Below are 14,401 nucleotides of genomic sequence, written 5' to 3'. Positions count from 1 at the left end.
GAGTCAGGCGGCGCGGTGACGGCCGGGAATGGCATCGATAAGCTGACGGGTGTAATCGCTGGAAGGCAGAGCGAAAACATCTTCCACGTTGCCGAAATCTACCTGCTGTCCGCGGTTTAACACCGAGACGCTGTGCGAGATTTGCCGGACGGTCGCCAGATCATGCGAGATAAACAAATAAGTCAGGCCGAGCGAATCCTGTAACTGCGAAAGCAACGTCAGAATTTGCGCCTGCACGGTGACATCGAGCGCAGACGTCGCTTCATCAAGGATCAGCACTTTCGGCTCTAAAATCAGCGCACGCGCAATTGCCACCCGCTGGCGCTGGCCGCCGGAAAGTTCGCGCGGTTTGCGGCTGAGTAATTCTTCCGGCAGCGCTACGCGGCGGGCGATATCCAGCACCCGTTCACGCCGTACGTCAGCGGGGATTTTTTCGAAATTCAGCAGCGGCTCTTCTATCACTTTGAGCAGCGTTTGCGACGGATCCAGCGAGGCAAACGGATTCTGATATACCAGCTGAATTTTCCTGCGCAGTTGGCGCAGCGGCTCGCCTTTCAGGCGCGTGATGTCTTCGCCGTCTATCAGCACGCGTCCGCTGTCCGGTTTCTGAAAACCGAGCAGAATGCGTGCCAGCGTGGTTTTGCCGGAACCTGATTCGCCGACCAGCGAATGGGTGGTGCCGCGCGGAATGCTGAAAGAGATATTATCGACCGCGCGGAACGCGGCCTGATTTTTGCCGCCCAGCGTAAAATCATGCGTAATGTTTTCGACCACCAGCACCGGATCCTGTGCCGCGCGAAGTTGTGCGCGGTGGCGGCCGGAAAGGGCAGGGACATCGGCGAACAGCTGTCGGGTGTAATCACTTTTCGGCGCGCTCAGGACTTCGGCTGTTACGCCCTGTTCCTGCACTTTGCCGTGACGAAACACCAGCAACCGGTCGGCGCGTTCGGCGGCAATCGCCAGATCATGCGTGACCAGTAAAACAGCGGTGCCAGACTCGCGGCGCAGTTCGTCGATCAAATCCAGAATGCGTTTTTGCACGGTGACATCCAGCGCACTGGTCGGCTCATCAGCGATGATCAGCGCCGGTTGCAGCGCAATGGCAATGGCGATTAATACGCGCTGTTTCATTCCCCCGGAAAGCTCGTGCGGATATTGTTTCGCCCGCTGTTCAGGATGCGAAAGTCCGACGCGCGACAGCAGTTCCACCACACGGGCATCGCGCTGCGCACGTGGCAGACGCTGGTGGATATCCAGAATTTCTGCGACCTGCGAACCGATGGTTTTGACCGGATCCAGAGAACTGGTCGGATCCTGCGGTATCAGGCTGATGCGCGCGCCGCGCAGAATATCGAGACGGCGCTGCGACCACTGGCTGATGTCGGTACCATTGAGGCGAATTTCGCCCTGTTCGATATGGCCGTTCTCCGCCAGTAAACCGATGATCGCCTGCGCGGTGGTGGTTTTCCCCGAGCCGGATTCGCCGACCAGCGCCAGCACTTCACCGGCGTTAATCGAAAACGATACGTTATGCACCACCGGTTTGCCGTCGTAGGCGATCGACACGTTTTCCAGTTCGAGAACCGGCGGAGCGTCATGCGTAAAAGTGGCCTGTGCGTTCATCGCGTTCTCCTGCGTAATGACTGGCTGATGCGGTTGGCGGAAAGCACCACTAAAACCACGACCACGCCGGGGAAGGTGGTCAGCCACCAGGCGGTCGAGATGTAATTACGGCCTTCGGCAATCAGCAAACCCCATTCCGGCGTCGGCGGTGGTGTGCCGTAACCGAGAAAACTCAGGGTGGAAATCGCCAAAATCGCGCTGCCGAACTGCAATGCCGAGAAGGCGATCACTGACGTCAGCGAATTGGGCAAAATGTGTCGCCACAAAATGGAGAAGAAGGAACCGCCGCTGCCGTACGCCGCTTCGACGTAATCGCTGTGGCGCACCAGCACCACTTCGGCGCGTGCCAGACGGGCGAAGTTGGCGACGGAGGTGACACCGACGGCAATCGCGGCGTGAACCGTGCCGAAGCCGAGCAAAATAATCACGCTCAGTGACAGCAGCAGGCCGGGGATGGACAGCAATACGTCGTTGATGCGCATGACGATGGCATCCACCAGACCGCCGCTGGCACCGGCCGCCAGACCTAACGCAGTGCCGAATACCAGCCCGAGCGCTACGGCGACCAGTGCGCCGGAAAGGGAATGCGCTGCGCCGTACACAATGCGGGCGTACACATCGCGGCCGAGCTGATCCGTACCCAGCCAGTGTCCGGCCTGCGGGGCGAGACGCTGCGCACCGGCAATCCCTTCAGTGCCGCTGTAATCTGTAAATAAACCGGGGGCAACCGCCCACAGAATAACGGTCGCCATCACCAGCCACGCGAGGAATAAACCCGGTGGCAGGCGGGCGGGTTTCCAGCGGCGGCGCTGGGAGAGCGGTAATGAAAGCGTGCTTTTGCCCAGCGGTAAGCTGCTCATGCGGTGGCTCCCCGAGAGTTTTTAGAAGCGGATGCTTTAAGGCGCGGATCCAGCAACGGATAAAGTAAATCGACCAGTAAGTTGATGGCGACAAACGCGGCGGCGGAAATCACCACAATCGCCTGAAGCACCGCGACATCCTGGTTATTGACCGCCTGCTGAGTCAGTTGTCCGAGGCCATTAAGACCGAACACCGTTTCGGTGATAAGCGCACCGGCAATCAGTTCGCCGAATAACAAACCGGCAATGGTCAGCGCCGGAAGCAGGGCGTTACGCGCCACATGACGCCACAACACACCGCTGCGGCTGGCCCCTTTGGCGCGGGCGACGGCGACGAACGGCTGGGTTTGCACCTGATCAATGCTGCGGATAAGGATCTGCGCCAGCGGGGCGGAGATCGGGATCGCCAGCGTAATAATCGGTAAAATCAGCCCGACCCATTCACCCGGATTAATCACCGGGATCCAGCGCAGATGGAACGAAAAGAACTGGATCAGCGCGATGCCCAGCCAGAATGTCGGAATGGAAATAAACAGCGACGGCACAGCCTGTAAGGTGTTCTTCAGCCAGCCGAAATGCAGCAGGCTGGAGAGAAATGCCAGCGCAAAGGCCACCACGGCGGCCAGTGCAAAACCGAACAACGCCAGACGCAGCGTCGGCGGGAAGTTGCTGCTGAGTAATTCAGTCACCGGTACGCCAGCCTGAATCGAATAGCCCAGACTTCCGCGCAGGAAATCGCCCAGCGTGTGCAGATATTGCTGCCAGACCGGCACATCCGCACCGTACGCAGCACGCATATCGGCGATTTGCGCCGGGCTTAATCCCATGTCCGGGTTCTGGAATTTAATCAGGATGGCGTCGCCGGGCAGCACCTGCAACAGGATGAAGGAGACGGTAAACGCCGCCCACAGCACCAGCAAAGCCTGTCCGAATCGACCGCTCACGTATCGGCTCATGATTTACCCCCTGTCAGTTAATGCTTTTCCAGCCATGCGCCGTAGAAGCTCGGACGCCCGACCGCTTCGAAGCTCACACCTTTGAAATACGGTGCACCGGCAAAGACCTGCGGCTCTTCGAAAATAGGAATGACATACGCCTGATCGAGCAGGTAATTCTGCACGTCGCCGGTCAGTGCCAGACGTTTTTTCGGATCCACTTCGGCAGAAATCGCGGTCAGCAAATCGTTAAGCTTGTCGTCGCGGAAACTTTTCACCTTGCTGCTCAGGCCGCCTTTTTGCAGCAGCGCATCGCGGTTGGTCGGGTAGAAGGCGCTTTTGATGACGTCCGGATCGGCGCGCCCGACTTCCACTACGTTCGCCGGAGTTTTCTCAGGGTCGAGGTTATCCGCCACGCGGCTGCCCGCGTCGCCCGCCAGAATATTCAGCTTCGCGCCCACCTGGCTCCATTGCTGGGAAACCAGCTGCAACACCTCTTTGTTCTGCGGCTGTGGCAGCGATTCGTAGAGGGTCAGAGACAGCGTTTTGCCGTCTTTCTGGCGGATGCCGTTGGGGCCAGGTTTCCAGCCCGCTTCACCGAGCAGTTTTTTGGAAAGCGTCGGGTCGTAAGCCAGTTTGTGGCTGAGATCAACATAACCGGCTGCGGTTTTGGCGATAACCGACGTGGCCTGCGGATAGTTAGGTGAGAACAGCGTATCCACCACCTGTTTACTGTTAGTGGCGTGCAGCAGTGCCTGACGGACTTTCAAATCTGACACCAGCGCGTTGTCCGGGCGGAACGAAATGCCGTCGTTGACGCCTTTGGTCGGCGCGGCATAAATCGGGAAGTTCTGGTCTTTGGCCTGTTTCTCGTCATACGCCTGAACCTGACGAATGAAATCTGCCTGACCCGCCAGCAGCGCGCCGATACGTACGCTGTCTTCGCCGGTGACGATCACTTTGATGCCGTCGAGATTGGCGCGCCCCTGCTGTTTGAGGTTTTTCGGCCCCCAGTTGTAATCCTTACGGGCGGTCAGATCGACTTCACGACCGAGCGTTTCTTTGCTGACCACGAACGGTCCGGAACCGATGATGTGTGTGGCGTCGCCCAGCGCATCGAAATTACGATCCAGCGTGCTCAGCGATACCAGACCGGAACCAATGGTGGCCGTGCCTTGCAGGAATCCCGGTGAGGATTTTTTGAAATAGAACTTCACGGTCAGCGGATCAATGACTTCGCTGTGGTCGTAATTATTGATGACTTCGGAAACCGGCAGGTGATGCTCTTTGTTGCCCAGACCGTAGGTATCAAAGTTTTTGGCCACCGCGTTGGCATCCAGCGGTGTGCCGTCGGAGAAGGTCACGCCAGGGCGCAACTTAAAGGTGTATTCGGTTTTGTCGGCGTTGAACGACCAGGATTCGGCGATCCACGGCTCAACTTCCAGCGTCTTCGGGTTCTGGTAGGTCAGTTTGTCGGTGATCTGATTGAGGATGCCGCCGTTGGGGTAGAAACCGCCTGCAGGCGGATAGAGATTAGTGTGCGCCTGCTGTTCGAGGTAAATCAGGGTGCCGCCCTGAACCGGTGTGCCGTCGGCGGCAATTGCGGAAAACGTGCTGGTGAGAAGTGCCGCTAAAGCCAGTGCGCGGGTGACCGCGTTAATCCGGCGAATGTTCTTCATCGTTAAACCCTTTTTATTATCTGGCATGGTTGCAGGTGAATGACTTTGGCGTTCTTAGAACGAAAGTGCTGAACCCATAACAAACCAATTTAAAGGGGAGGTGAACGAAGGAATTTTGCAATCGTTAGCTGGAAACGGCATTAGGGAAAATGTGTGGGAGACAGAAAGAAAAAAACCAGCGGCTAATCCGGACGGGTGGACCGGATAACCGCTGGCGATCATCAAAAATGATGAGCTAAGGAGAAACTGAGGTCGTCAGTGATCTTTTAATGCAGCTTCTGTGCCAGTTTTTATTTCAGGCTGCGTTTTTGCCTGTTTGCTGCGGCTCAGAAACGCATTCAGTAAAATCGCGCCAAAGGTCGCCGTGCCGATACCGCCCATGCTGAAGCCGCCCAGACTCAGGGTAAAGTTGCCTGCGCCCAGTACCAGTGTGACCGCCACCATGATCAAATTTCCGTTAAGTCCCAGATCCACCTGATTTTGTACCCAGATGCGGGCACCCGCCACGGCAATCAGTCCGAACACCACAATCGACGCGCCGCCGAGTACCGGCCCCGGAATGGTGTGGATCAGTGCACCAAATTTGGGCGAGAAGCCCAACACGATGGCAACAATTGCCGCAGCGACAAAAATCAGCGTGGAGTAGATTTTGGTCACGGCCATCACGCCGATGTTTTCGGCATACGTGGTGACGCCGGTACCGCCCGCAGAAGCTGACAACAGGGTTGCCAGACCGTCACCGACAAATGCCCGGCCCATGTACGGATCGAGGTTTTTGCCGGTCATCCCTGCCACCGCTTTAATGTGGCCGAGGTTTTCCGCCACCAGGATCACTGCCACCGGCGCAATCATCAGCATGGCGTGAGAACTGAATACCGGTGTGGTAATGGTCGGCACGCCAAACCACGGCGCCTGCGCCACGGCGGAGAAATCCACCGGCGCACCCAGCCCGAGGCCGTTGGTGATGACCATATAAATCAGATACGCCGCCACCAGCCCGAGCAGAAGCAACAGGCGCTGCACCAGACCGCGGGTGAATACCGCCACTGAGCCGATACACAACACGGTCATCACCGCCATCCAGCTGTCGAATGAAGACGCCGACACGCTGTTAATCGCAATCGGCGCGAGGTTTAAACCAATCGCCATCACCACTGCACCGGTCACCACTGGCGGCATCAGGCGTTCAATCCAGCGCGTACCGACTGCCATCACCACAAAACCGATCAGCGTATAAATCACGCCGCAGGCAATAATCCCGCCCAGCGCCACCCCGATATTCGGATTCGCCCCGTGACCGCTGTAGCCGGTGACCGCGATCACCAGCCCGACAAACGCGGCGCTGGACCCGAGATAACTCGGCACGCGTCCGCCGACCACCAGGAAGAACAGAAGGGTGCCGATGCCTGACATCAGGATCGCCATGTTGGCGTCAAAACCCATCAGCAATGGCATTAAAACGGTGGCACCAAACATTGCCACCGTATGTTGCAGCCCCATGATCACCGTCGATCCTAACGGCAGCCGTTCATCCGGCGCGATCACCGCGCCGTCAAGATTGCCTTCTCTTTTACGCCATTGTGGAAACCAGGAGGTATTTGCCATGCTGTAAGTCCCTAATCAGGTTGAGTTAACAGGCTGTCTGACGCATCAGCGGGTGATAGCGCCGGTCGAAATACACCAGTCCGTGGCTGTCGTCGTTGCGCCGTAACGCGACGGCTTCACAAAACAAAATGTCGTGGGTGCCGACGCTGGTGATCTGCGTGACTTTGCAGTCAAACGACACCAGCGCATCGGTGAGGATCGGCGAGCCGGTAGCGAGGCGTGCCCATTCAGCGGCTTCAAAGCGTTGCTTCATCGGCGTTTTTCCGCCGAATAAATTGGACAGTGACTCATGACAATCGGCCAGCGTGTTCACGCACAGCACCTGATTGTGCGTAAAGGCCGCATGCACCGACGCCGAGCGGTTCAGGCACACCAGCAGCGTCGGCGGGGTATCGGTGACGCTGCATACCGCCGAGGCAGTGAAACCTGCGCGGCCGCCGGGGCCATCGGTGGTGATGATGTTGACGGCGGAACCGAGGCGTGCCATCGCATCGCGGTACTCTTGTTTTTCAACGATGGCCTGCTTTTCAACGGCAGCCTGCTTCTCAACGGCAGCGTGTTTTTCGACGGTGGCGGGCAATGTGGCGTTCAGGGTTGATTGCATGGTCTGGTCCTCAGGGGCTTGGTCCGTACTGATTACAACGTGGCAGAAGCTTGCGATGAATGCCGCAGTAGCCAGTCCAGTAAAATCGGGTTAAAGGTTTCAGGGTCGGTCACGCTCATCGCATGACCGCCGTACAGCATTTGTATGTGTTCGCCGTTTGGCAGACGGGTGGCGAGAATGGCAGATTGCATCCACGGCACCAGCAAATCATCTTTACAGCTGAATGCCAGCGTCGGCTCAATGACCTGCCCGAGGCTGCCGGTCAGGTCTGAATCCATCAGTGCCTGCAAGCGGTGCAACAGGTTTTCCATTCCCTGAAAATGCGCCACCTGATGCTGGCGCTCTTCCTGCAATAAGGCGTCGTTTTCGCAAAGCCAGTCAGCCGGATACAGAAACAATGGCTGCGCCTGCACGTAGGCATCGACGCCGCTGTTGAGCAGCAGATTTTGCCGTACTTCAAAGCAGCGTCGCGTCTGGCTGTCGAGCTTTGTCCAGCCGTTAATCACCACCAGACTTTGCAACAACGCCGGATAACGCAGCGCCAGATGCAGGCCGATAATGCCGCCGAGCGCGTGACCCACCAGATGACAGCGGCTGATATCCAGCTCGTTAAGCATGCCCGCCAGTTCATCGGCCATATCTTCCATCCGGTAACCGGCAGGCACCGTACCCTGACTGTCGCCGGTGCCGTGCTGGTCGTAAACGACTACGCGAAAATGTTCTGCGAGCATCGCCAGTTGCGGCTGCCAGAAGCCGCCGGAACCCCCGAGCCCGGATGAGAGCACGACGGTTTCTGCATCAGCATTTTTCTTACCGGATATCTTGTAATACATGCTGTTTCCTCAGGGCGTTCAGACAGGATATAAAAGGACTTACTTGCCGATATGGGCAATGGAGGCGATCTCGATCAGCGCATCCGGTTTTACCAGACCGCACTGAATGCAGAACCTCGCCGGTTTTTCGCCCGGAAAGTATTCGGCGTAAACCTGATTCACTGCGCCGTAGTTCGCCCAGTCGGTGATGAAAATCGAGTTCATGGTGACGTCATCCATCGTGCCGCCCGCGGTTTCGATAACGCTTTTGATTATCTCCAGGACATGACGGGTTTGCGCGGCGGCATCGCCGACATGCACCACGTTATTGTCTTTATCAAAAGGCAGGGTACCGGAAACGTACACCACGCCATCGGCGAGAGTACCCGGAACAAAAGGTGCCAGCGGAACGCCGCTGCCAGCCGGAATAATGGCACTTTTAGGCATAGTTCATTTCCCTTTTCAGAAAGCCGTTACGCGGCGTTTTGCTCAGTTTTATAACCCACAGCGTCACAGAAATTACGCACGCTGGAGACCCAGCCAAAGAAGGTTTCGATGTTATAAATCGCGGCTTTCTGCGCGAATTCCGGCCCGGCCTGATGGGTAGCGTCTTCCAGCACCACGCCGAAATATTCCAGGAAGAAACCGTCGCGCAGCGTGGATTCGACGCACACGTTAGTGGCGATACCGGTGAACACCAGATGATGAATGCCGTAGCTGCGCAGCAGGCTGTCGAGCTGGGTATTAAAGAATCCGCTGTAGCGTGGTTTCGGCAATACGATGTCGCCCGGCTGCGGCTGAAGTTCATCTACCAGGTCATAATCCCAGTCACCTTTCGCCAGCAGTTTGCCCATCAGTTCCGGGCGTTTGCGCATGGTTTTCAGTGCGTTGGATTTATGGAAGTTAGGCGAACCGGCACCACCGGCTTCGACGTACTGATTGTCCCAGCCATTCTGGAAGAAAATCACTTTGATGCCTGCGGCGCGGGCGGCGGCAATCGCCACTTTGATATTGGCAATCACCGGCGCGGTGGCCGAAACGTCAAAACCGGCCAGATCCAGATAACCGCCCTGTGAGGCATAGGCGTTTTGCATATCCACCACAATCAGCGCCGTTTGCTGTGGCGTGAAAGCAATGGCTTCCGGACGTGCTGTGAGGATCGTTTCCTCTCCGGTATTTTTGGGTTCGCGGCGGACCACAGTTTGATTCTCAACAACGTTCATCATGCGACCTCTTTCTGCTCAGTGCCGATATGCTGGCGGGTTTTCATTAGTGGCTGGATATAACGGCCAAAGTTTTCGATGCCCTGCACAAAATCGTCGAAGGTCAGCAGTACGCCGCCTGCGCCGGGAACGGTGTCGATTTCATCGAGCATTCTGGCGACGCTGGCATAAGAACCGACCAGGGTGCCCATGTTGATATTGACGGCTGACGTCGGGTCGGCCATCTGGCGGACATTGGTATCGCTGCCGGATTTGGTGTCTTTGCTGCTCTGGTCAGTGAGCCAGGCCAGCGCATCGGCGTCGGCACCGGATTTATACAAATCCCATTTGGCGCGGGCGGCGGCGTCGGTTTCGTCGGCAATCACCATGAACAGCACGTAAGAGGAGACGTCGCGGTTTTCCGCTTCTGCCGCCGTTTTCATGCGGGCTGCGGTCGGCGCAAAGGCGGTTGGCGTATTGACACCTTTACCGAAACAGAAGTTGAAGTCGGCGTGTTTCGCCGAGAAGGCCATACCGGCATCGCTTTGTCCGGCGCAGATCACTTTCATTTCGCTTTGCGGACGCGGACTGACGCGGCAGTCATCCATTTTGAAGAATTCGCCGTCGAGCGTGCAGTGACCGGTGCCCCACAGATCGCGCAGCACGCTGACGTATTCCGTCAGGTAATCGTAGCGGCGGGTGAAATAGTCATCGCCCGGCCACATACCCATTTGCTCGTATTCCGGTTTCTGCCAGCCGGTGACAACGTTGACGCCGAAACGGCCATTGGAAATGGAGTCGATAGTGGCGGCCATGCGCGCAACGATTGCCGGAGGCATCACCAGCGTGGCGGCGGTGGCATAAAGCTGGATGCGCGAGGTCACGGCGGCAAGACCGGCCATCAGCGTGAACGACTCCATATTGTGTTCCCAGAATTCGGTTTTGCCACCGAAGCCGCGCAGTTTGATCATCGAAAGTGCGAAATCGAAATGGTAATGCTCCGCTTTCTGCACAATAGTTTTGTTCAGTTCGAAGGTCGGTTTGTACTGTGGCGCAGTTTCTGAAATTAACCAGCCGTTGTTGCCTATAGGAATAAAGACACCGATTTTCATAGCTCACCTCATGATGCAACACGAATGAAGGAATTCAGATTCGGTATTGCAAGGCGGATGCCAGTTTTTAAATCACTATGATTATCAGTCTGTTAAAAATAACGTCGGATTACTGATGGAGCAAACGGTCTGTTTCAGACCATCTGGTCAAAAATAACTGCACATTTATCAGGCAGGATTGAACGGAAATGGTGCAAATTTGTTAAATTAATAACCCTTTCTGGTTATGTGGTGTTGTCTTGGGTGTTACTTTCATCATCCATATGCATAGCGATAGTCGCCTGTAGCGCCATTTGTTATGATTTCCGCCTTGCTGTTTGTCTCAGGGAAACGTTGTGAAGCCATTGGTCGAACCTCCGCAGCCCGACGCCGGAGAGAGAAAATCCCGCCAGGCGTTGGCGAAAGCCCCGACGCGACGCTCGCGGGCCGTCGCGGCTAAACGCGGCAATATCATGGCGGCGGCGCTGGAATTTTTTTCGCTGTACGGTATTCATGGCACCAGCCTGGATCAGGTGGCCGAGCGTGCCGATGTGTCGAAAACCAATCTGCTGTATTACTTCCCCTCGAAAGAAGATTTGTATATCGCGGTGCTGAAAGGGCTGCTGGATATCTGGCTGGCGCCGCTGAAAGCGTTGCAGTCGGATCAGCATCCGCTGGAAGCCATCCGGGAATATATCCGCCTGAAACTTTGTGTCTCACGCGATAATCCGCAGGCGTCACGGCTGTTTTGTTTGGAAATGGTGCAGGGGGCGCCGCTGCTGAAACAGGAACTGGGCGGCAGTTTGAAAACGCTGGTAGAAGACAAATCAGATGTCATTCGCGGCTGGATTAAAGATGGGCTGATAGCCCCGGTGGATCCGATGCAGCTGATTTTCATGCTGTGGGCCACCACCCAGCATTATGCAGATTTTGGCGTGCAGGTCGAAGCCATCACCGGCAAAACGCTCAGTGATCCTGAGTTTTTTGAACAGACGGTGAAAAACGTGCAGCACATTATCACCGAAGGCATTCAGCTTCGGGTTTAAAGAGGTCAGGATGGATTCGGTTTCTCAGTTCGTATTGGGCGCGGCGGTCGGTATCGCGGTGATGGGCAAACGTGCACCGGTGTGGAAATCCGCGCTGGCGGGTGCGATTTGCGGCACGTTGCCCGATCTGGATGTGTTTTACGATCACGGTGATGCCATCAGCAATATGACGATGCACCGCACTGAAAGCCATGCGCTGTTTTATCTGACGCTGATTTCGCCGCTGCTGGCGTGGCTGATGGCAAAATTGCTCAGCGGCGGGCAGCATTTCAAACACTGGTGGGGCGCGGTCTGGCTGGCACTGATTACCCATCCGTTACTGGATCTGATGACCGTTTACGGCACGCAGCTCGGTCTGCCGTTTACAAACTATCCTTTTGCGGTCGGCAGTGTTTTCATCGTTGATCCGCTCTATACCTTGCCGCTGATTATCGGCGTCGGGCTGGCGCTGTACCGTGAGCAACAGCGCGGGATCATGTGGAATAACGTGCTGCTGGGCGTGAGTTGTCTGTATCTGGCCTGTACTGCCTTCGAGCAACATCAGGTGACTCAGCACGTGGACGAGGAACTGCAACGGCAGAACATTGAAAGCACGCAGATTCTGGTGACACCCACTCCGTTCAATACGCTGGTATGGCGGGTGGTGGTGATGAATAAAGACAGTTATGGCGAAGGATTTACCTCGCTGCTGCATCCTGATTCGCCAATCCGCTTCCGCTTTTATCCGCGTGGTGAAGCACTCTATGAAGCGCACAAAGATAATGCGTTTCTGGCGCGCGTCGCCTGGTTCAGTCACGGTTTCTTCAGCGTTAAAGAGCAGGGCGGCCACATTCTGGTCAGCGATTTACGCATGGGACAGGAACCGGATTACACCTTTGTGTTTGACCTCGGCGAGATGAAAGCCGGCGCGCCACCTGAATTGCCGGTGAAAGTGGCATCCGCCCGTCCGTCGGCCAGAAAAATGCTGGATCAGTTCTGGCAGGCGCTGGAAGTGGAGTAATCCGTAATAAAGCAAAAGGAGCCAGATGGCTCCTTTTTAGTATCAACGACTTAAGTATCAATGGCTTTAATATCAATGGCCTGTTCAGGCTTTACGACTTCTCGTCCGCAACCAGTAACCTATCCCCAGTACCACAAACCACAGTGGCGTGACGAGCAGCGCCTGACGGGTGTCATCCTGTAAGGTCAGCAGCACCAGCACGAAGGCGAAGAACGCCATACACACCCAGCACATCAGTTTGCCGAGCGGCATTTTGTAGATAGATGCTTCGTGCAGTTGCGGGCGTTTGCGACGGTAGACCAGATATGAGCAGAGAATGATGGTCCAGACGAACATAAATAAGATCGCAGAGACGGTGGTGACCAGCGTGAAGACCGTGACCACGTTCGGGATCAGGTAAATCAGCACCACACCGCCAAGCAGGCAGATGCAGGAGAAGGTCAGGCCGTTTGACGGCACCGCACGGGAAGAGAGTTTGCCGAACGCTTTCGGCGCGTTGCCTTCCTGTGCCAGACCGAACAACATGCGGCTGGTAGAGAACACGCCGCTGTTGGCGGAAGAGGCCGCAGAGGTCAGCACCACAAAATTGATAATGCTCGCCGCCGCCGGAAGACCGGCCAGCACGAACAGCTCAACGAACGGGCTTTTATCCGCCACCACGTGGCTCCACGGCGTCACCGACATAATCATGATCAGCGAGAAAACGTAGAACATGATTATGCGCAGCGGGATGGCGTTGATGGCGCGCGGCAGAGATTTTTGCGGATCTTTGGTTTCAGCCGCAGTAGTGCCGACCAGTTCTATACCGACAAACGCGAACACGGCTATCTGGAAACCGGCAAAGAACCCGCTGACGCCTTTCGGGAAGAATCCGCCGTCATTCCACAGATTGCTGAAGGAAGCGACGGTGCCGGTTGGCGTCTGGAAGTGCGTCAGTACCATCACCAGTCCGGCGATAATCAGCCCGACGATGGCAACGATTTTAATCATCGCAAACCAGAATTCCATCTCACCAAACATTTTCACAGTGGCGAGATTCAGGCTGAGCAACACCAGAACGCAGAGCAGGGAGGCGACCCATTGCGACAGGCCGGGGAACCAGAACTGGCCGTAGGCGGTAATCGCTACGACATCTGCGATACCCGTGACCACCCAGCAAAACCAGTAGGTCCAGCCGGTGAAATATCCTGCCCAGGGGCCCAGCAGATCGGCGGCAAAGTCGCTGAAAGATTTGTATTCGAGGTTGGATAATAACAGTTCGCCCATTGCACGCATGACGAAAAACAGCATAAAGCCGATGATCATGTAGACGAAAATGATGGAAGGACCGGCGAGGCTGATAGTTTTGCCCGAACCCATAAACAGGCCGGTACCGATAGCGCCACCGATGGCAATAAGCTGGATATGGCGGTTGGAGAGATTGCGCCGCAGACCTTCCGCGCTCTCTTCCTCCGGCCGGGCGAGGATTTTTGACTCTTCTTGCATGTTGTATAGATTCCTGTTTTTTGCTTTCTGCGTATGAACTCCGCCATATCGCATTCATTTACGTCAATATTTGAGCTCTGAGGCTCTTTTATCATCTCCGCTGGAACGACAGCGGGAGTGAGTGAATGTAATACTAATGTTAATTTCAGAGATGTTATAACCGACATACAAAATGCCAGTGGTGAAAAATGTATCGTATTTTTTACATAGTGGATAATTGAGTGTTAATTAATCAGGCATGGCATAAAGTTGAGAATATACCTTTTTTCACTGTGATGGGCTTCACAAATATTCAGCGTAAAGGCAGTAAAAAAGTAGGGTTAAGCGTTTGACATCATCGGGGTAGAGGAGAATAATTCGTCCCGTTGGGTCGTTAGCTCAGTCGGTAGAGCAGTTGACTCTTAATCAATTGGTCGGCGGTTCGAACCCGCCACGACCCACCAACGAAAACAATAAGTT

13 protein-coding genes and 1 tRNA gene are annotated in these 14,401 nt (G+C 55.8%); 3 read left to right on the top strand and 11 right to left on the bottom strand.

Going from position 1 to position 14,401, the window contains the following annotated elements:
• Nucleotides 1-3: 3 nt before the first annotated feature.
• The 10 genes from D6C13_RS15575 to rutA form a co-directional block, all read right to left on the bottom strand.
• Nucleotides 4-1,623: a dipeptide ABC transporter ATP-binding protein gene (locus D6C13_RS15575; protein ID WP_120133627.1), complete on the bottom strand. Its 1,620-nt coding sequence runs from the start codon at nt 1,621-1,623 to the stop codon at nt 4-6.
• Nucleotides 1,620-2,483, bottom strand: coding sequence for an ABC transporter permease (locus tag D6C13_RS15570; RefSeq protein WP_120133626.1), 864 nt, complete (start codon nt 2,481-2,483; stop codon nt 1,620-1,622). Before D6C13_RS15570 ends, D6C13_RS15575 begins: the two co-directional genes overlap by 4 nt.
• Nucleotides 2,480-3,439 carry an ABC transporter permease gene (locus D6C13_RS15565; protein ID WP_120133625.1) on the bottom strand — a complete coding sequence of 320 codons (960 nt, stop codon included), beginning with the start codon at nt 3,437-3,439 and terminating at the stop codon, nt 2,480-2,482. Before D6C13_RS15565 ends, D6C13_RS15570 begins: the two co-directional genes overlap by 4 nt.
• Nucleotides 3,440-3,456: 17 nt before the next feature.
• Nucleotides 3,457-5,097: a TIGR04028 family ABC transporter substrate-binding protein gene (locus tag D6C13_RS15560; protein WP_120133624.1), complete on the bottom strand. Its 1,641-nt coding sequence runs from the start codon at nt 5,095-5,097 to the stop codon at nt 3,457-3,459.
• Nucleotides 5,098-5,352: 255 nt separating this feature from the next.
• The gene (gene rutG / locus D6C13_RS15555) at nt 5,353-6,702 is read right to left on the bottom strand and encodes a pyrimidine utilization transport protein G (protein ID WP_120133623.1); all 1,350 of its coding nucleotides are present in this window, start codon (nt 6,700-6,702) and stop codon (nt 5,353-5,355) included.
• 25 nt (nt 6,703-6,727) lie between these two features.
• Nucleotides 6,728-7,306, bottom strand: a complete 579-nt coding sequence (gene rutF / locus D6C13_RS15550) for an NADH-dependent FMN reductase RutF (RefSeq protein WP_244212705.1) — start codon at nt 7,304-7,306, stop codon at nt 6,728-6,730.
• Nucleotides 7,307-7,338: 32 nt separating this feature from the next.
• Nucleotides 7,339-8,139, bottom strand: a complete 801-nt coding sequence (rutD, locus tag D6C13_RS15545) for a pyrimidine utilization protein D (RefSeq protein ID WP_120133622.1) — start codon at nt 8,137-8,139, stop codon at nt 7,339-7,341.
• Between the two features lie 39 nt (nt 8,140-8,178).
• Entirely contained in the window at nt 8,179-8,565 is a 387-nt protein-coding gene (gene rutC / locus D6C13_RS15540; RefSeq protein ID WP_113878315.1) for a pyrimidine utilization protein C, read from the bottom strand.
• 26 nt (nt 8,566-8,591) lie between these two features.
• Entirely contained in the window at nt 8,592-9,344 is a 753-nt protein-coding gene (gene rutB, locus D6C13_RS15535; RefSeq protein WP_208642905.1) for a pyrimidine utilization protein B, read from the bottom strand.
• Nucleotides 9,341-10,432, bottom strand: coding sequence for a pyrimidine utilization protein A (gene rutA, locus D6C13_RS15530; protein ID WP_120133621.1), 1,092 nt, complete (start codon nt 10,430-10,432; stop codon nt 9,341-9,343). The genes rutB and rutA overlap by 4 nt, the downstream gene beginning before the upstream one ends.
• A 335-nt stretch (nt 10,433-10,767) precedes the next feature.
• Between rutA and rutR the strand changes: the two genes are divergently transcribed.
• Nucleotides 10,768-11,457 (top strand): HTH-type transcriptional regulator RutR, encoded by a 690-nt coding sequence (gene rutR, locus D6C13_RS15525; protein ID WP_120133620.1) that lies wholly within the window; start codon nt 10,768-10,770, stop codon nt 11,455-11,457.
• A gap of 10 nt (nt 11,458-11,467) precedes the next feature.
• A complete protein-coding gene (locus D6C13_RS15520) occupies nt 11,468-12,457 on the top strand; it encodes a metal-dependent hydrolase (RefSeq protein ID WP_120133619.1) in 990 nt (329 codons plus the stop codon).
• 84 nt (nt 12,458-12,541) lie between these two features.
• Here the strand turns inward: D6C13_RS15520 and cycA are convergent, their stop codons facing one another.
• Entirely contained in the window at nt 12,542-13,942 is a 1,401-nt protein-coding gene (gene cycA, locus D6C13_RS15515) for a D-serine/D-alanine/glycine transporter (protein ID WP_120133618.1), read from the bottom strand.
• Nucleotides 13,943-14,309: 367 nt separating this feature from the next.
• On the opposite strand from cycA, the gene D6C13_RS15510 reads away from it, so the two are divergent.
• A tRNA-Lys gene (locus D6C13_RS15510) sits at nt 14,310-14,385 on the top strand.
• Nucleotides 14,386-14,401: the final 16 nt, after the last annotated feature.

The organism is Rahnella woolbedingensis, from assembly GCF_003602095.1.
Taxonomy (GTDB): Bacteria; Pseudomonadota; Gammaproteobacteria; order Enterobacterales; family Enterobacteriaceae; genus Rahnella; species Rahnella woolbedingensis.
This window is presented reverse-complemented; position numbering and strand designations above follow the sequence as displayed.

Coding starts and splice junctions, on each gene's coding strand:
- D6C13_RS15575 (WP_120133627.1), bottom strand. CDS start 1,623: ATGAACGCACAGGCCACTTTTACGCATGACGCTCCGCCGGTTCTCGAA.
- D6C13_RS15570 (WP_120133626.1), bottom strand. CDS start 2,483: ATGAGCAGCTTACCGCTGGGCAAAAGCACGCTTTCATTACCGCTCTCC.
- D6C13_RS15565 (WP_120133625.1), bottom strand. CDS start 3,439: ATGAGCCGATACGTGAGCGGTCGATTCGGACAGGCTTTGCTGGTGCTG.
- D6C13_RS15560 (WP_120133624.1), bottom strand. CDS start 5,097: ATGAAGAACATTCGCCGGATTAACGCGGTCACCCGCGCACTGGCTTTA.
- rutG (WP_120133623.1), bottom strand. CDS start 6,702: ATGGCAAATACCTCCTGGTTTCCACAATGGCGTAAAAGAGAAGGCAAT.
- rutF (WP_244212705.1), bottom strand. CDS start 7,306: ATGCAATCAACCCTGAACGCCACATTGCCCGCCACCGTCGAAAAACAC.
- rutD (WP_120133622.1), bottom strand. CDS start 8,139: ATGTATTACAAGATATCCGGTAAGAAAAATGCTGATGCAGAAACCGTC.
- rutC (WP_113878315.1), bottom strand. CDS start 8,565: ATGCCTAAAAGTGCCATTATTCCGGCTGGCAGCGGCGTTCCGCTGGCA.
- rutB (WP_208642905.1), bottom strand. CDS start 9,344: ATGATGAACGTTGTTGAGAATCAAACTGTGGTCCGCCGCGAACCCAAA.
- rutA (WP_120133621.1), bottom strand. CDS start 10,432: ATGAAAATCGGTGTCTTTATTCCTATAGGCAACAACGGCTGGTTAATT.
- D6C13_RS15520 (WP_120133619.1), top strand. CDS start 11,468: ATGGATTCGGTTTCTCAGTTCGTATTGGGCGCGGCGGTCGGTATCGCG.
- cycA (WP_120133618.1), bottom strand. CDS start 13,942: ATGCAAGAAGAGTCAAAAATCCTCGCCCGGCCGGAGGAAGAGAGCGCG.